Origin of the sequence: Streptomyces sp. Je 1-369, assembly GCF_026810505.1 — a bacterium.
Lineage (GTDB): Bacteria > Actinomycetota > Actinomycetes > Streptomycetales > Streptomycetaceae > Streptomyces.
In genome coordinates this window covers 5,229,988-5,245,258 of the sequence record NZ_CP101750.1, presented here as the reverse complement: position 1 = coordinate 5,245,258, position 15,271 = coordinate 5,229,988, and the positions used below count along the sequence as shown (strand labels likewise).

The window sequence follows — 15,271 nt, the reverse complement described above, 5'->3', positions numbered from 1 at the left end:
GCGAGGCGGACATCCGAGTCTCCTCAACCCCGCTCTTCAAATCCGATCAAAGACGCGACGTTCCCAGCACCGCGTGGACGCCAAGGGCGCTGGGCGCGTCTGAAGATTCAACACAACCGAGCTGCTTGCTGACGCATCCGACGGGATCTTGCCATCATGGCATCTACACCCCGAGCAACCCCAACAGGCGTTTCCCGCCCTGTAGTTGACTCGCCAACTGCGCAAACGGCTAGCTGACGGTCGCGGCTCATCGCCTCTGCGCGTCGGCGTTGTCACGGACATAGACCCAGTTGGTGAGCCACGCGATCGGGAACGGACCTGAGAATCGGCAGACCGAGCACCTCGCGTGAGGAGTGCCGCCGTCCTCCTGCTCGGCTCGCACTGCCCGGCTTGGACGGTCGGCTCCGCAGCTTTAGCCACAGACCGGGCAGGACACCGACCAAACCCGCTCCGCCAGCCTCACGACCCATACGGCGACGTCGCCTTTCAGCCAAAAGGCTTGATTTCAACCTTCAGATGGGTACTGAAAGACGATTATGATCTAGTTTTGATAAATGCCGTGCGAGACCGGTACCAGACGAGGACCATAGCGGCATGAAGCAAGCAAGCATGCACGTAGCGTCCTTGACGCTGGACGAAACCAACCCGCGGTACGCAACCAAGACTGGAGGCCTTGAGGAGTCGATCGCTGCGCTACTCGCGAAAGACGACCACAAGCTCCTGAGGCTGGCTCGGGACATCTGCCAGCATGGCATCAACCCATCAGATCTGACCATCGTGCTCGTCGACGGGGCGCAGAACGTGGTACTGGAAGGAAATCGTCGGGTCGCAGCACTCAAGCTGCTGCACAACCCCTCTCTCGCCCCCACGGAAAAACTGAGCAAGCAGTTCGCAGCAATCGGCAAAAGCGGGGAATTCCCTCGGCGGCTTACATGTGTAGTGGCCGAGAGCCGGATGCAGGCCGAGCATTGGATCAGGTTGAAGCACACCGGAGAGAACGGCGGCGTAGGGGTCGTCAGGTGGAGCAGCGGTGAGATCAGTAGATTCAGCGGCCGCTCCACCCCAACCGAGAAAGCGCGGCTTTTCATTGAGGCAATCAATGACTGGTTCCCCGACGACCTGGGTTTGCGGTCCGATGCTCAGACGGTGCGCGGCAATCGGATCACCAATCTGGGAAGAATGATCGCAGATCCCGCCATTCGGAACCGGCTCGGTATCTCTTTCGATGGGGACGTCGTCCTCAGAAGCTATCCGGCCGATAAACTCCGGCCCATTCTCGTTCGACTCTTCCACGATCTCGCCGGCCCTGTCTCTGTAGACCAGATCAAGAACAAGAGGCAGCGGGAAGACTACCTGGAAAGGGTGGAGGGTGATCTCCCCAAGCTGGCCGACCGGCTGGAGGAACCGCAAAAGTACTCGAAGTTCGCCGACAGTGACAGCGCTGGCAATAACGGCGAAGCGTCTGACGCGACCTCCGACACGCCACCCAAGCCGGGGCGTCGGAAGCGGGCCGACTTCGAGAAGAGACTCTTCCAGGGCGTGACTCTCCGGCACGCGAGTCTCAGAACGTCCGACGTGATCGAGGAAGCCAAGCGGATCAAGGTTGATGAGATGCCCAACGTTGCGGCCATCATGGTCCGGGCGGTAGTGGACATCGTGGTCACTGAGGTTGCTGACAAGCTCGGGTGGAGGCGGAATCAGGACACTCTGAAGGGTAGAATCGGCGCCGTCCTGAACCAGGTAGACCCGAAGAAGGACGATCCCCTCCTGGCGAACGCTTGGCGGTTTTCTCAAGAGGATGACGGAGCACTAATTTTGAAATCGCTGCATTCATTTGTGCATACCTGGCAGAATGATCCCCTCTCCTCCGAGGTGCGCAAGTTGAGCGCCGCCTATTCGGCACTGCTCATTAAGGCTGATGAATTGCTGGAAAAGAAAAAGCGATGAGGTACATTAGCCCACTTCGCTACCCGGGCGGGAAGGCCCGCCTGGCGCCATACGTAGCGCACCTTCTAGCGCGACAACGCCCGCGCCCCAAAGCGTATGCAGAAGCATTCGCAGGGGGCGCGGGCGCCGCGCTGCGATTGCTGATCGACAACGAAGTCGAACATATCTACATTAACGATCTCGACCCCGGCGTGGCATCGCTGTGGCGATGCATCTTTAATCATACCGAGGAATTTGTCGATCTTGTTTCCCGTGAAGAAGTCAGCATTGAAGCATGGCATCGGCACGCAGAAATTTATCGTACACCTGCTGACAGGGGCGACCTGGAGCTTGGCTTCTCAACATTCTTCCTAAATCGTTGCAATCGCTCAGGCATCCTGCGAGCGCGACCGATTGGTGGCCTTGATCAAACAGGCGACTGGAAGATCGACGCTCGCTTCAATCGAGTTAACCTGGTTGAGAGAATTAGAAACCTCGGAAGCTACAGCAGTCGGGTTACCCTCTCAGAGATTGATGCGCGAGCATTCATTAAGTCACTAGAACACCAGAGTGACGAGGTTCTCCTCTATGTGGATCCTCCATACTTGGTGCAAGGCGATCGCCTGTACATGGACTCGCTAGCAGAGCATGATCACAAGGAACTCTCGATTGTTCTGCGCGAAACTCCCTTGCGTTGGCTACTGACATACGATGCCGATAAGCGCATTACCGAACAACTCTACAAGGGCTTCCGCTGTGTAGAGTTCAGCATCTTGCACACCGCTCAGATACAGCGCACAGGTGCGGAGTACGCCATTTTCGGAAATCGATTGATCCTTCCCGAGGTCACAGGGATTATCGGCGAGGGGAACTATCGGTGGATGACCTCGAAAAGAAAAAAGAAGGCGGTTTAGCTCGACGAGCGCGAAACCCTGCCCGCCGGAACCCGCCTCATCTTCCGTCTCATTCAGCGCCATTTATGGCTACCTGTATAGGCCCGGTGATGACAGTCACCCCGCGGCTGTCCGCCCATGAATGAACTGTCTGAGTTCCCCGATAGACCATCAATTCAGTTGGTAAGCGTGTTAAAGACGTACCGCTAGGCTTTCGGCGACAGCATCCGCACCGACGCCTAGCTAACGTTGCGCCCCATCACCGTCAGCCGAGATATGGGCACTCGCGGTGCTCCAAGAAGTGCCGGATCCTGAGCCGCTGCGTGTGGTGCATGGGCAACTCCCCAAGCTCCGCCGGACGGACAAATCGAAGCTCCGTCGACTCGTTGGAGATCGCGAGCTGGCCGCCGACGGTCCGGGCGGTGAAGCAGACGTTGAACTGTCGCCGGACCTCGCCGTCCGAGTACTCGATGATGTGCTTCGGGTCGGTGTACGTGCCGACCAGGCCCGTGATTTCGACGTCGAGGCCGGTCTCCTCCTTGACCTCGCGAACCGCCGTGCCCGGTAGGGAATCGGTGAGGTCCATGCCGCCTCCCGGCAGCGCCCACAGGTCGTTGTCCCGGCGTCGCTGAAGCAGGATGCGCCCCTGCTCGTCGGTGACGACCGCTGAAGCGGCGACAACCATGCTGTTCGGCTTCGGGGCGTTCGGGTCGTCGTAGTACTCGGTGCGCGCCATGGTCACTCCTCCTGCTGTACCGGCTTCGCCGTCGCCCAGACCGCGTCGAAGCTCTGCCCGTAGGTGTCGAACATGCCGCCTTCCCCGTTACGGCGGAGGTGCCACACCGGCGCACCGTACGCGTTCGCTCCCCAGACGTGGGCGTTGACCAACAGCTGGTCGTCGGCGCGGTACAAGGAGTTGTAGAGCGTCGTTTCATGGGTCCTTATCTCGATGCCGGATACCCCGACGAGAGGTCGGTAGTGCATGAGGGCCAGTCGGCACCGGGACTCGATGCCGTGCCCGAACCGCTCCTCCTGGCCGCGCGCTTGGACGTTCGGGCTTTCGGCGTCGCCAACTGCGATGCGTACGGAGCAGCCCTCGGCGGCTCGTTCGCGCAGCAGATCGTTGAGCCGCGGGTAGGCCTCGTGCAGGAAGATGGCCGCGTAGACCAGGACGTCGATGCGCTCGCGGGCCTGGGTCATCATGTCGACGAACGCGGATACGGGGAGGTCGGCTCGTTGTTCGTAGAGGGCGACGAGTTCCGGGCTGATCGCGCGGGCGGCGCGGGCCTGGCGAAGCGCCGGCCAGAGTGCGTGCACGTCTTCTCCTAGGGCTTCAGCTGCCTCCAAGGCTGTGGCACGGCGCGGCGTACGGCCCAGATTCACCCAGCGCTCAACCGACTTGGGGTCGACCTCAACGGCCTTAGCGAGTCCGGCGTACGTCCAGCCTCCGGCCGCCATGACGGCTCGTAGTCTCTCGTTCTGCATGAGTCTTCCCCTGAGTCTCGGGACGGCACTAGGGACGTTTTACCCGACGCGGGACGTCCCGAAGTGGGGTTTGGGGGTTGTTCCAAGGTCCCCTCTGTTGACCCGATGCTTCTGCGCACGAGCACGGACGGATATCGACTGCTTACGGGGCGACGCGGACGCTCCGATTGGGCGTCAATCCGCTCCGTCGGCGAGTAGGAGGCAGAAGTGATCGACGACGCGTCCCTTCCGGCTGTCGGCACCCTCATGGTCGATACGCGCACTGGCAAGACGGGCATAGTCACGGGACACGAGGGCCCGTACGTGCAGCTTCGTCCGTCCGGTGGGGGCACCGAGTGGGATGTCCCTCCCGACGCGCTTCGACAACCCACCCAATCCGAAGGGATGAGCTCCAAGGTGGCGGTCGCCAACAGGCGGTGGGGGCTGTGAGCACCCGGGCGGTTCTGAGGTTCGAGAAATGGACCCTCGAACCCGACGTCGAGCCCGACTCGGAGCCGGTGACCTACGCGATGCAGTGCGCTGTGGACAAGGAGACGTCACCGGTTAGTGAGGACTGGGTGGCGCCGCAGGACTGGGTCCTGAAGCACTGCGGCAAGCATCCCTCCCATCACACCTACCGCGAGATCATCACGCGCCCCTGGCGGGCCTGGAGGCGGTCTTGATGCGACGAGCGATCGCGTGGTTGGGGCAGTTCACCGGGCCTCTGTTGATCATCATGATCTCCGGTTCCTGCGGCCTGGTCATCGGCTTCACGCTGGCGACCGGCGCCCTGCCTCTCTGAACCCTCACCCGACAACGAAAGACCGGACCACCCCTCAGCCTGGACAGCATTCCGGGGTGGTCCGGTCGCGGAAGCCCTGATCAGGACCCCGGTGCCGATGGTACCGGGGTGATCGGCGTGCCCGAACGCGGGTTCGGCTGCAACCCCGGCTCCACACAGACAAGTCGGAGAGGAAACAGCATTGCGGCGCGGCCCGTGCATCCCCAGTTCTGACCTCAGCCACCGAAAGTCAGCCACGACGGCGGGGCGGCCGAACGAGCACCCGCCACGTATGCCTCCAGCAACCCCGTGCCGGTCTCAGCCACGCTGCCTCAATACGTCACGGCCCGTGCCACCGACCGGCCTTGGCGATTCGGACGCGGCCTCGGTTCGGTGCTCGTCGGCCTGGTCCTGGTGCTCGAAGTGGTCGGGGTGCTTCATGGTCCCCTCGACCGTCTCGGCGTTGTTGCGCGCTGAGTGGCGGGGGGCCGCCGGAGCGGTGGCGGAGACATGGAGCGGCGGCGGCCCCCGGCCGCCAGCGCGCGCGGCACGCCGCAGGCGGGCCGCCTTGATCCAGTAAAGAAACTCTGAACAGCTCCGCTGCGCTCGGGCTCGCGCAGTACGCACCGATGGCACGGCAGCGAACGGGGAGATATGTCCGACCAGGTAGGCCAGGTAGAAGGGGAGTTGAGCGTCATTCACAGCCCGGAGTCCGCAGAGGTGTCTGCTCTGGTCCGTGAGATCGCGGCCATGGTGGCCAGGCTCAGCCGTGAGACGCGGGAGCTACGGAATGAGGTGGCGCGACTCAGGGCTGCGGATCGTGTCGAGCCTGCTTCAGCTCCTCGACTTCCCGGCGCAACTCCTGATGCTCGGCGCTGAGTACGCGAATCTCGTCGCGCAACGCGGTGAGCACTTCGGCGAGGGAGGGCGGGGCCGTTTCCGAAGTTCGGGGCTCATTGCCCCCGCTCTCACCATCCGCCGGCTCACGTTCGGGGTCGTTGGCCAGGTACCAGGCAGGCGGGGTGTAGTCGATGGCGAACTCGCCCGTGGTGTCGCCGACAGCCACGTCTGCAACGAAGCTGCCGCGGCCGTGAATGGTGTAGATCAGCCCCTCGTCCCGCAGCACGTTCAGAGCGCTTCTCGCGGTCATGTTGGCGACGCCAAAACGCTCTTGCAGCTCACGGACGGGCGGCATCTGCTCGCCGGGCTTGAAGCGGCCTTGCATGATCTCGCGCCGGAGCTCGTCGGCAGCGTGCTGATACGGCGGCCGGCGGTCCTGCTTCTTGTCTGGCGCGGGAGTCATGCCCTCAGAGTAGCCACCCCTAGCTGCCCTAGCACACCCCGCTGACATAGGTCACTAGATACCTAGCTCACTCTTCATACTTGACAGTGCTAGGTCACCGAGGTTCTATAGATCGCACCTCACCGCCTCGTGGTGAGGCTCCTACCGAAGGGACACAACTGTCATGGCCCGTATCCGTGTTGGCCTGCTCCCGACCGCTGCGTTCATAGTCGGCACCCTGCCGGTGCCGAAGTACGCGGACGCCGAGAAGACCCAGTTCGCGACCGACCGCGAGACCGGCGCGAAGTTGATGACGATCACCCTCTTCTTCATGGAGGAGGACCGCGCCGAGGCCCTGAAGATCACCGTTCCGGAGACCGGACTCCCCAACGGCCTCAAGCCGGGACTGCCGGTGAAGCCGGTGGAGCTGTTCGCCACCCCGTGGGCCCGCATCTTCAACGGCTCGCTTGCGGACGGCATCGCCTACCGCGCCGACCGCATCGACCTCCTCACCCCCGCACCGGCCGCCGACGCGGCGTGAGCGGCCCCACCCTCCGGTCCGGCGCTGAGCACGACTGCCCATCGGCTCACGCCGGGCCGGATGCCCGCCCCAGTGCACTCCCCTTCCTCGACTACTCCCAGGAGCAATGAATGTCCGTGCAGGAGGTGTTCGGCATAGCCCCGCTCGTCGTACAAGTCGGCCTCGCTGTGATCGCCGTGTGGGCCGTGGGGTGGGTGGTCCGCTACGTGCGTGCTGACGCCATGACCCGCCAGTCGATCCGTCAGGCCGTGCGCGTGCGGTGGGGCTGGAAGCGGCTCGCGCCGATGCTGAAGCTGTCGGTCACGGACAAGACCCCGACAACGATGGCGTCGCTGGCCAACACGGGCAACAAGCCGATCAAGCCCCGCGTGCTGATCCCGGCTCTGAAGGTCCAGCACGACGCGTACGGGGTGATCGCTCGGGCCAAGTGCCTGCCCCCTGTCGGCCTCGAACAGTTCCAGAAGGCAGCTCCTCACCTGGCCGACGCCTGGGGCTGCACCCGGGTCGCGGTCACCCAGGACAAGCCCGGACAGGTCCTCATCCGTGGCGTCCGCCTCGACCCGCTGAAGATCCCTGCCGAGCACCACCCCACGGGTGAGGTGCCGGACGAGATCGCCCGGTGGGACCTGGGCCTGGACGAGTACGCGCAACCGGTGTCCGTGGACCTGACGCAGGTCCCCGGTGTGACCGTGGCTGGCCTGCCCGGCTTCGGGAAGACCTCGCTCATCAACCGTCTGATCTGCGACTGGGCGCCCTCGCCCACGGTGCAGTTCGTGTGTGCCGACGGCAAGGTGTCGACCGCCCGGGAGGGGGACTACGCCCATCTCGTCAAGCGGATGTTCGCCTTCGTCGGTGACGACCTCGAAGAGGCCAACGCCCTCTTCCGGCGCCTGGTGGACCTGCGCCGTGCCCGCGTCTCGGCCGCCGAACGCGTCCTGGGCGTCCAGAGCATGTGGGAGGTCGGACCGTCCCCGACATGGCCGCTCGTCGTCGTGATCATCGACGAAGCGCACACCTACTTCCGCGACCACAAGGGCAGCGACCCCAAGACGAAGAAGCTCGCCGCCCTCGCTGCCGAGAACGCCCGGCTCGTCGAGGACCTGGTCAAGAAGGGCCGCAGCACGGGCATCCTCACCATCCTTGCCACCCAGAAGTCCACGGGCGACGCGATCCCCACGTTCATCCGCGACGTGTGCCCCATCGGCCTGTCCTTCGCCCAGAAGACCGCTGAAGCGGCCGTGGCCGCCCTCGGCGAGGACATCCGGGAGTGGCCCGACGCCAACCCGATCAATCTTCAGGACCGCTCTTACGTCGGCGTGGCCTCCATGAACCACCAGTCACAGCCGGGCTTCACCCGCATCCGCACCCCCTACGTCTCCGGCGAAGACAGCGCGGCCATCGCCGAGCAGACAGCCCACCTCACCGCCGACCCGGCCGCCTTGCTCACCGGCCGCCTCCCTGGCCTCGACCTCACCAAGACGAGCCCGGGGGACACCACCCCGCCCGTGGCGGCCTGACCTGCCGCACCACCCGTCGCGTCCTCGCCCGGAAGGAGGTGAACACCCATGACTGAGGACCGCATCACTCAGCGCACCATCACCGCCGTGATGATCGTGATCGCCGCCCTGGCGTTCGTCTTCTCCTTCGGCAACGTCTGGTCCCTGGCCCTGCGCCTGGGCGTCCCCGCCCCCATCGCCCCGCTCATCGCGCCGATGGTGGACCTGTCCGTGGTCGGCCTCCTGGTGGCCCTGCGCTACCTCTCCCTGCGCGGCGTCCCGTCCGAGCAGATGACGGCCGCCACACGCCTCATGCACGTCTCCGGCCTGCTGACCCTGGCCCTCAACATCGCCGAACCCATCGCCGCCGAGCACTACGGCCGTGCCGCAGTCGACGCCGTGGCCCCGCTGCTGCTCCTCGGCTGGGGAGCCGTCGGCCCGCAGCTCCTCCGCTGCTTCCACGCAGTCGCGAGCGAGCCCGCCGCACCGGCCACGGAAACCCCCACGGACACCGTCCCTGCGCCCACGCCTGCGGCCCCCGCTGACGACCAGGCACCCGCTCCCACGCCCAGTCGGCCCGAGCCTTCGACCACGCCCGCACCGGCCGCCCCCGCGCTGAAGGTCCCCGAACCGCTGCTGACCGAAGCACGCTCCATCGCCGCATCACACCGCGCCGAGCACGGCGAGCCCATCACCGCGGCTCAGCTCAAAATGCGCCTGGCCATCGGGCTGCCCATGGCCACCGCCCTCCACGCGGCCCTGTAACTCCCCCGCCGGCCTCCCGGCACTTCCGTACCTCGCCCGTCCCCGGGCCAGCCAGTCATGCCTGCGGACAGCAGCCCGAGCGCACTGAATCGCTGCTGCCCGCAGGCCCCACCCTCACGTCGGACGGGAGACCCCGCCACCCATGCGCCGCCACCTCGACCTGCACCACGTACTCAGCCCCGGCTTGCGGGACCTGATCGACCTGGCCAACACCGGCAACTTCGGCCGCGTCACCGAACAGGTCCGCGACCTGCGCGGCTGCACCAACCCCGTCAACCTCCACGGCTGGACGGTCACCACCGACCAGACGACCAAGGAAGTCGTCCGCTCCTACCGCTCCGAAGACGAACCGACCGGACGCCTCCTCACCACCTGCGGCAACCGCCGCTCCTCCCGCTGCCCCACCTGCTCACGGATTTACGCCGCCGACACCTACCACCTGATCAAAGCCGGACTCTCCGGCGGCAAGAACGTCGCCGAAACCGTCCGCGACCACCCCCGCGCCTTCGTTACCCTCACCGCCCCCTCCTTCGGCCCCGTCCACAACCGCAAGACCGACCCGACGGGCAAGCCCCGCCCCTGCGCCTGCGGCACCCACCACACCGAAGACGAACCCCTCGTGGGTACGCCCCTGAACCCCGCCACCTACGACTACACCGGTGCCGTGCTTTGGAACGCCCACGCAGGACAGCTCTGGGCCCGCTTCACGATCTACCTCCGCAGGGCCCTCGCCGCCCACCTCGGCATGACACAGGAAGCACTCAGGACCGGCCTGCGCATCTCCTTCGCGAAGGTCGCCGAGTACCAGAAACGCGGCCTGGTCCACTTCCACACCGTGATCCGCTTCGACGGTCCCAGCGGTCACACGAGCGCCCCTCCCCCGTGGGCCACCTTCGACGCCCTGAACGTCGCCGTGGGCCTGGCCGTCCGCCGCGCTCGGCTCACGGTCGAGTCCGACGCCATCGGTGAACGGGTCATGACCTGGGGCGAGCGGTTCAAGGTCGACCCCATCACCGCCCTCGGTGACGGCGAACTGACGGACGCCAAAGTCGCCGGATACGTCGCCAAGTACGCGACCAAGAACGCTGAAGGCGCGGGCACCGTGGACCGCACCCTCATATGCCGCCCCTGCAAGGGACGCGGATACCTACGCGGCCCCGACGGCTTCCTCGACCTGTGCGCCGACTGCGACGGCACCGGACAGGCCGAACTCATCAAGGCCCTGCCTATCCAGTACCACGCCCGCCAGATGATCCGAACCGCCTGGGACCTCGGCCATCTGCCGGAGTTCGCCCACCTCAAGCTCTGGAAGTGGGCCCACATGCTCGGCTTCCGTGGCCACTTCTCCAGCAAGTCCCGCGCCTACTCCACCACGCTCGGCGCCCTGCGCGACGTACGCCGAGCCTGGCGCCTCGCCACAGCCCGCGCCCGCCGCGGCCTCCCCGACGAAGAGACCACCACCCTCGTCACCGACTCCGCTTGGACCTTCCTCGGCACCGGCTACCGCCCCGGCGAAGAACTCCTAGCCGCCCAAGTCCGCCACGACCAAGCACTCAAGCAACGCGCCAAGACGGAAGGAGACCCGTGGCTGTGAGCACCACCCGAGACCCCAAACTCACCCTCGCCGAGGCGCTCGACGAACTCGGCATGTCGCGAGCGGCCTTCTACCGGCTACGCGCACGCGGCAAGGCACCCAGACTCCTGAAGCTCCCCAACGGCCAAATACGCATCCGCCGTTCCGACCTGGACTCGTGGTGGGACACCTGCGAGGTCGCCGCGTGCTGACCTACGACGTACGTGTCTACAGCATCGAGACCCGCCCCGACCGCCCCAAGCCCTACCGCGTTCGCTGGCTGGTCGGTCCGCAGAAGCACTCCAAGAGCTACACCCTCAAAGCTCAGGCAGATGGTCGGCGCTCCGAGCTGATGACCGCCCTGCGCAAGGGCGACCAGTTCGACGTGGAGACGGGCTTGCCCACCTCCGAACTCCGAGCCTTGCACGGGTCCGTGACCTGGTACGAGCACACACGCGCGTACGTCGACCGCAGATGGGACCGTCTTCCCGCGAAGTCCCGCCGGAACGACGCGGACGCCCTGGCCACCATCACCCCCGCCCTAGTGAAGACGACCGTGGGCCGGCCGCCCGCTCGCGCGCTCCGCACCGCCCTGTACGGGTGGGCGTACAACAAGAGCCGCTGGGATCAGGAGCACCCCACGGAGGTCGCGGACGCGCTGCGCTGGGTGGAGAAGAACTCCGTACCCGTCTCGGCGCTGGAAGACCCCGGGACGATCCGGTTGGCGCTGGACGCTCTGTCGACACTGCTTGATGGCTCCCCTGCGGCCGGACGTACGGCCAACCGCAAGCGGGCCTGCCTCAGTGACGTACTCGGGCTCGCGGTGGAACGGCGGTACTTCAGCGTTCCCGTGAACCCGCTGACCACGGTGAAGTGGACGCCTCCGAAGTCAGCGGAGGAGGTTGACCCTGCGAGCGTCGCGAATCCTCGACAGGTTCATAAGCTGCTCGAAGCCGTGCGCGCACAGGGCGACCGCGGCGCCCATCTCGAAGCCTTCTTCGGATGCCTCTACTACGCCGCCATGCGCCCCGCCGAGGCCGTGGGCCTGACCGCGTCGCAGTGCCACCTTCCTAAGCACGGATGGGGTCGGCTCACGCTTCGCGGCGGCATCGTCCACGCAGGACACGGCTGGACGGACGACGACCGGGCCCACCAGCATCGCCACCTGAAGGCACGAGCAGCCCGGGACTCGCGGGTGGTGCCGATCCCGCCGCACTTCGTGGCCATGCTCCGCTGGCACCTCGCACGCTTTGGCGCGGCCCCTGACGGGCGGCTCTTTCGCACGAGTCGCGGAGGTGTGATTCAAGACACGGGCTATGGCGAGGTGTGGGCAGAAGCCCGGAGCTCCGCCCTCTCCCCCATTGAGGTGGCGTCTCCGCTAGCTCGTCGCCCATACGACCTTCGGTGTGCCGGAGTCTCCTTCTGGCTCTTCTCCGGGGTCGATCCGATGGAGGTCGCTCGTAGGGCCGGGCACTCCGTGGCCGTGCTCCTCCGGGTCTACGCGAAGGTCCTGGCGCAGGCGCAGGAGCGAGCGAACCGCCAGATAGAAGCTGGCCTGCGGGAATGGCACGGAAGCGGCTCATCCCCCGGGGGACGCCTGGGGGACACGCGTTGATCAGGGCCGGGCCAGCCCGAGATTCAGTGAGACAAGCCACGCGTTTCGACCAGCGTTCGAATCGCCGTGTTCGCACACGAAGAAACCCCCTCAGATCAACGTTTCCGCAGATCGGAGGGGGTTTACCTTCATGTGGCGGCGCCAGGATTCGAACCTGGGAAGGCTGAGCCGGCAGATTTACAGTCTGCTCCCTTTGGCCGCTCGGGCACACCGCCGGGTTTGCTGCCCACACTCCGCTTTCGCGGCGCTCCGTGGCAACGACGTAAACGATACCTGATGCCCGGGGGTGCTTCGCCACCCGATTGATCGGCACCCCGTGCGGGGGCGGTGGCTAGGCTTTGCGGATGCGGCCAGCGTCAGTCGGCCGTGTATCCGCTGAGTACGCATACCCCGATACAAGGAGCCACAGGACATGGCCGACTCCAGTTTCGACATCGTCTCGAAGGTCGAGCGGCAGGAGGTCGACAACGCCCTCAACCAGGCCGCCAAGGAGATCTCGCAGCGCTACGACTTCAAGGGCACCGGTGCCTCGATCTCGTGGTCCGGCGAGAAGATCCTGATGGAGGCGAACGGCGAGGAGCGGGTCAAGGCGATCCTCGACATCTTCCAGTCCAAGCTGATCAAGCGGGGCATCTCGCTGAAGTCGCTGGACGCGGGCGAGCCGCAGCTGTCCGGCAAGGAGTACAAGATCTTCGCCTCGATCGAAGAGGGCATCTCCCAGGAGAACGCGAAGAAGGTCGCCAAGATCATCCGCGATGAGGGTCCCAAGGGCGTCAAGGCGCAGGTCCAGGGCGACGAGCTGCGGGTCAGCTCGAAGAGCCGGGACGACCTGCAGACCGTGCAGGCACTGCTCAAGGGGCAGGACTTCGACTTCGCCGTGCAGTTCGTGAACTACCGGTAGGCCGGGTTCGCCGTCGCACGGACTACTGAGGGCGGGCACCCCCGTGGGGCGCCCGCCCTCGCTGCTGGCCGCAGACCGTGGGACGGCGTCTCAGCGCCGTGAGTGTCCGAAGAGGATGCGGTAGGCGACGAGCAGGACGAGTGAGCCGCCGATGGCCGCCACCCAGGTGGCGCCGTCGTAGAAGTCGTCGGCGATCGGGCGGTCCAGGTAGCGGGCCGATATCCAGCCGCCGATGAAGGCGCCCGCGATGCCGATCACGGTCGTGCCGATGAAACCGCCCGGGTCGCGGCCGGGCAGCAGCAGTTTGGCGACCGCTCCGGCCAGCAGTCCCAAGACGATCCAGCTGATGATGCCCATGTGATGACCCGGCCTTTCCCGCGCGGTGAGCTTGGTGCGCTGTTGTCCTGTTAGGACGTCTCTACGGAGAGGCGCGGTTGCGGTGATCCGTGAGGTGCGGCGCATGCCACAGCGGTCGGGCGGTCGGGAGTGCCAGGGGACGAGGGTGCACGGGGGCGAGGGTGCACGGGGGCGAGGAAAAAGCGCTGCTACTCGCGCGTGCGGGTGTCCTCCCACGGCGGTAGGTCCATGCCGTCGTTCTCCTCCTCGTACCACCCCGTGCCGTCGAGCCACGCTATGAGCCAGGTTGTGAGGGTCGGGGCGTCGACGAACCAGGCGTGCCGGGGATCGCCGCCGTTGGGTTCGAAGAGCAGGACCTGTCCGTCGGTGGTCCGGCAGTCCACGCACGCGTACATCGCGCAGCCCCAGTGGGATATCGGCAGCACGCCTTCGGGCCAGCCCCAGGCGGATTCGCGCATCGCGTGGTACTTCTCGACGACCGCCGGTTCGCCTCCGGAGGACTTGCCTTCGAGCAGCGGCAACAGGCCGTACTCCGGGCCGAACCCGCCGTCTCCTATGCGGGTGTAGAGCGCGGTGAGCAGCGGCGGCAGCGTGAAGCCCAGGGACGCCTCCGCGCGGGCCAGGGTGTCCGCGTCCACGGGGGTGGGCAGGGAGTCCCATCCCCAGGGACGGGTGGTGCGCGCCTCGGCGGCGACACGGGCCAGCAACTGCTCGGCGTCGGTCATGAGTTCATGGTGGACCACGGCACTGACAATGCGTCCCGGGCGGCCGCCTCCTCCCCTGTCCGGCGTTTGAGCCTTCAGGCCAGGAGTACCTCGATGTCCATCTGCCTGAGCAGGGCCAGGAGTTCCTCGAAGGTCCGTGCGTGGTCGTCCGTTCGCGGTGTGACGCCCAGACAGGTTCGCGCTGTGTACGCGGTGTGCCAGACGAGGGTGTGGGGAGACGGGGTGTCCATTGCTCCGCGGAGGGCGTCGGTTTTCCCGCGGAGGGAGTCGGTTTTCCCGCGGGTGTGGTCCGTGAGGGTTTCCGGGCTTTGTCCGGCGTAGCCTCCGGGCCCGTTCACCGCCTCGCCCAGTGCGCAGTAGAAGGCGGGTTCGTCGGTGATGTGGCGGCCGTCGAGGTGGCAAGTCGTGGCGGGGGCGCGCGCCGGGGCGAGTTGCTCCGCGTGCTCGCGGGCGATGGCCAGCCAGTGGGACCGGCCGTCCGCGCCCATGCCGTCACGCGCCCAGATGTTGGGCTCCGTGGGGCGGCCGGACCACCAGGCGTCCCAGACCATCCCGGCGGCACGCGGCGGCCGTACGGTCCACGGCTCCAGGGCCAGGTCGACCAGGCCCCTTCCGCGCGCGGAAGGGATCCAGGCCACGACCTCGCCCTCCACGGCGTGCTGCAGGGGGCGCCCCAGCCTTCCGAGGCGCAGCACCCGGCCGTGGCCGAGGTCGCCTCTGCCGGACTCCAGCGCGTCCCGCAGGGCGCCGCGCGGTGCGCAGCCGAGCAGCCGCACCGGAGGCTCCGTCAGCTCGTCCGACGGGGCGTCACGCTCTTCGGGGAGGCCGGATTGGTGCGGCAGTTGATCGGCGAACAGGTGCTGCGCGTCCGCGCAGAGCGCCCAGATCTCGTCGTACGGGGCGGCCTCCGGGTCGTACGCGGCGAGGGCGTACTTCGGCTGCTGCACCGTCG

The 15,271-nt window shown here is 66.3% G+C and carries 17 protein-coding genes and 1 tRNA gene; 11 read left to right on the top strand and 7 right to left on the bottom strand.

The window, feature by feature from the left end:
• The first annotated feature begins 594 nt into the window (after window positions 1–594).
• Together NOO62_RS23925 and NOO62_RS23920 are read left to right on the top strand one after the other, a co-directional pair.
• On the top strand, window positions 595–1,947 hold the full coding sequence (locus tag NOO62_RS23925) for a hypothetical protein (protein WP_268772934.1): 1,353 nt from the start codon (window positions 595–597) through the stop codon (window positions 1,945–1,947).
• Window positions 1,944–2,840 carry a DNA adenine methylase gene (locus NOO62_RS23920; RefSeq protein ID WP_268772933.1) on the top strand — a complete coding sequence of 299 codons (897 nt, stop codon included), beginning with the start codon at window positions 1,944–1,946 and terminating at the stop codon, window positions 2,838–2,840. The genes NOO62_RS23925 and NOO62_RS23920 overlap by 4 nt, the downstream gene beginning before the upstream one ends.
• A gap of 244 nt (window positions 2,841–3,084) precedes the next feature.
• Here the strand turns inward: NOO62_RS23920 and NOO62_RS23915 are convergent, their stop codons facing one another.
• Together NOO62_RS23915 and NOO62_RS23910 are read right to left on the bottom strand one after the other, a co-directional pair.
• Window positions 3,085–3,555 (bottom strand): NUDIX domain-containing protein, encoded by a 471-nt coding sequence (locus NOO62_RS23915; protein ID WP_268772932.1) that lies wholly within the window; start codon window positions 3,553–3,555, stop codon window positions 3,085–3,087.
• 2 nt (window positions 3,556–3,557) lie between these two features.
• Window positions 3,558–4,304 (bottom strand): XRE family transcriptional regulator, encoded by a 747-nt coding sequence (locus tag NOO62_RS23910; protein ID WP_268772931.1) that lies wholly within the window; start codon window positions 4,302–4,304, stop codon window positions 3,558–3,560.
• A gap of 246 nt (window positions 4,305–4,550) precedes the next feature.
• On the opposite strand from NOO62_RS23910, the gene NOO62_RS23905 reads away from it, so the two are divergent.
• Together NOO62_RS23905 and NOO62_RS23900 are read left to right on the top strand one after the other, a co-directional pair.
• Complete coding sequence (locus NOO62_RS23905) at window positions 4,551–4,733, top strand: hypothetical protein (protein ID WP_150477940.1); 183 nt, start codon at window positions 4,551–4,553, stop codon at window positions 4,731–4,733.
• Window positions 4,721–4,966: a hypothetical protein gene (locus tag NOO62_RS23900; RefSeq protein WP_268772930.1), complete on the top strand. Its 246-nt coding sequence runs from the start codon at window positions 4,721–4,723 to the stop codon at window positions 4,964–4,966. Before NOO62_RS23905 ends, NOO62_RS23900 begins: the two co-directional genes overlap by 13 nt.
• A gap of 903 nt (window positions 4,967–5,869) precedes the next feature.
• On the opposite strand, the gene NOO62_RS23895 is transcribed toward NOO62_RS23900, so the two are convergent.
• Window positions 5,870–6,367, bottom strand: coding sequence for an SCO5717 family growth-regulating ATPase (locus NOO62_RS23895; RefSeq protein WP_268772929.1), 498 nt, complete (start codon window positions 6,365–6,367; stop codon window positions 5,870–5,872).
• Window positions 6,368–6,530: 163 nt separating this feature from the next.
• Here NOO62_RS23895 and NOO62_RS23890 point away from each other — a divergent pair, with 163 nt between their 5' ends.
• The 6 genes from NOO62_RS23890 (at window position 6,531) to NOO62_RS23865 (ending at window position 12,336) form a co-directional block, all read left to right on the top strand.
• Entirely contained in the window at window positions 6,531–6,887 is a 357-nt protein-coding gene (locus NOO62_RS23890) for a hypothetical protein (RefSeq protein ID WP_268772928.1), read from the top strand.
• A gap of 110 nt (window positions 6,888–6,997) precedes the next feature.
• Entirely contained in the window at window positions 6,998–8,404 is a 1,407-nt protein-coding gene (locus NOO62_RS23885) for an FtsK/SpoIIIE domain-containing protein (protein WP_268772927.1), read from the top strand.
• Window positions 8,405–8,452: 48 nt separating this feature from the next.
• Window positions 8,453–9,148: a DUF2637 domain-containing protein gene (locus NOO62_RS23880; RefSeq protein ID WP_268772926.1), complete on the top strand. Its 696-nt coding sequence runs from the start codon at window positions 8,453–8,455 to the stop codon at window positions 9,146–9,148.
• A gap of 142 nt (window positions 9,149–9,290) precedes the next feature.
• Window positions 9,291–10,742 (top strand): replication initiator, encoded by a 1,452-nt coding sequence (locus tag NOO62_RS23875; RefSeq protein WP_268772925.1) that lies wholly within the window; start codon window positions 9,291–9,293, stop codon window positions 10,740–10,742.
• A complete protein-coding gene (locus tag NOO62_RS23870) occupies window positions 10,739–10,933 on the top strand; it encodes a helix-turn-helix transcriptional regulator (protein WP_414930872.1) in 195 nt (64 codons plus the stop codon). The genes NOO62_RS23875 and NOO62_RS23870 overlap by 4 nt, the downstream gene beginning before the upstream one ends.
• Window positions 10,930–12,336: a tyrosine-type recombinase/integrase gene (locus NOO62_RS23865; protein ID WP_268775743.1), complete on the top strand. Its 1,407-nt coding sequence runs from the start codon at window positions 10,930–10,932 to the stop codon at window positions 12,334–12,336. The genes NOO62_RS23870 and NOO62_RS23865 overlap by 4 nt, the downstream gene beginning before the upstream one ends.
• A gap of 133 nt (window positions 12,337–12,469) precedes the next feature.
• Here the strand turns inward: NOO62_RS23865 and NOO62_RS23860 are convergent.
• Window positions 12,470–12,551, bottom strand: a tRNA-Tyr gene (locus tag NOO62_RS23860).
• 197 nt (window positions 12,552–12,748) lie between these two features.
• On the opposite strand from NOO62_RS23860, the gene NOO62_RS23855 reads away from it, so the two are divergent.
• Entirely contained in the window at window positions 12,749–13,237 is a 489-nt protein-coding gene (locus tag NOO62_RS23855; protein WP_268772923.1) for a YajQ family cyclic di-GMP-binding protein, read from the top strand.
• Window positions 13,238–13,327: 90 nt separating this feature from the next.
• Here NOO62_RS23855 and NOO62_RS23850 read toward each other — a convergent pair whose 3' ends face one another.
• The 3 genes from NOO62_RS23850 to NOO62_RS23840 all read right to left on the bottom strand — a co-directional run bounded on the left by NOO62_RS23850 (window position 13,328) and on the right by NOO62_RS23840 (window position 15,266).
• Window positions 13,328–13,594 carry a GlsB/YeaQ/YmgE family stress response membrane protein gene (locus tag NOO62_RS23850; protein WP_268772922.1) on the bottom strand — a complete coding sequence of 89 codons (267 nt, stop codon included), beginning with the start codon at window positions 13,592–13,594 and terminating at the stop codon, window positions 13,328–13,330.
• Window positions 13,595–13,782: 188 nt separating this feature from the next.
• Window positions 13,783–14,319, bottom strand: coding sequence for an SMI1/KNR4 family protein (locus NOO62_RS23845; RefSeq protein WP_268772921.1), 537 nt, complete (start codon window positions 14,317–14,319; stop codon window positions 13,783–13,785).
• A gap of 74 nt (window positions 14,320–14,393) precedes the next feature.
• On the bottom strand, window positions 14,394–15,266 hold the full coding sequence (locus NOO62_RS23840; RefSeq protein ID WP_268772920.1) for a hypothetical protein: 873 nt from the start codon (window positions 15,264–15,266) through the stop codon (window positions 14,394–14,396).
• Window positions 15,267–15,271 lie beyond the last annotated feature (5 nt).

What these genes read in the sequence shown, in the direction of transcription:
- NOO62_RS23925 (WP_268772934.1), top strand. Translation starts at nt 595, where the DNA reads ATGAAGCAAGCAAGCATGCACGTAGCGTCCTTGACGCTGGACGAAACC.
- NOO62_RS23920 (WP_268772933.1), top strand. Translation starts at nt 1,944, where the DNA reads ATGAGGTACATTAGCCCACTTCGCTACCCGGGCGGGAAGGCCCGCCTG.
- NOO62_RS23915 (WP_268772932.1), bottom strand. Translation starts at nt 3,555, where the DNA reads ATGGCGCGCACCGAGTACTACGACGACCCGAACGCCCCGAAGCCGAAC.
- NOO62_RS23910 (WP_268772931.1), bottom strand. Translation starts at nt 4,304, where the DNA reads ATGCAGAACGAGAGACTACGAGCCGTCATGGCGGCCGGAGGCTGGACG.
- NOO62_RS23905 (WP_150477940.1), top strand. Translation starts at nt 4,551, where the DNA reads ATGGTCGATACGCGCACTGGCAAGACGGGCATAGTCACGGGACACGAG.
- NOO62_RS23895 (WP_268772929.1), bottom strand. Translation starts at nt 6,367, where the DNA reads ATGACTCCCGCGCCAGACAAGAAGCAGGACCGCCGGCCGCCGTATCAG.
- NOO62_RS23890 (WP_268772928.1), top strand. Translation starts at nt 6,531, where the DNA reads ATGGCCCGTATCCGTGTTGGCCTGCTCCCGACCGCTGCGTTCATAGTC.
- NOO62_RS23885 (WP_268772927.1), top strand. Translation starts at nt 6,998, where the DNA reads ATGTCCGTGCAGGAGGTGTTCGGCATAGCCCCGCTCGTCGTACAAGTC.
- NOO62_RS23880 (WP_268772926.1), top strand. Translation starts at nt 8,453, where the DNA reads ATGACTGAGGACCGCATCACTCAGCGCACCATCACCGCCGTGATGATC.
- NOO62_RS23875 (WP_268772925.1), top strand. Translation starts at nt 9,291, where the DNA reads ATGCGCCGCCACCTCGACCTGCACCACGTACTCAGCCCCGGCTTGCGG.
- NOO62_RS23855 (WP_268772923.1), top strand. Translation starts at nt 12,749, where the DNA reads ATGGCCGACTCCAGTTTCGACATCGTCTCGAAGGTCGAGCGGCAGGAG.
- NOO62_RS23850 (WP_268772922.1), bottom strand. Translation starts at nt 13,594, where the DNA reads ATGGGCATCATCAGCTGGATCGTCTTGGGACTGCTGGCCGGAGCGGTC.
- NOO62_RS23845 (WP_268772921.1), bottom strand. Translation starts at nt 14,319, where the DNA reads ATGACCGACGCCGAGCAGTTGCTGGCCCGTGTCGCCGCCGAGGCGCGC.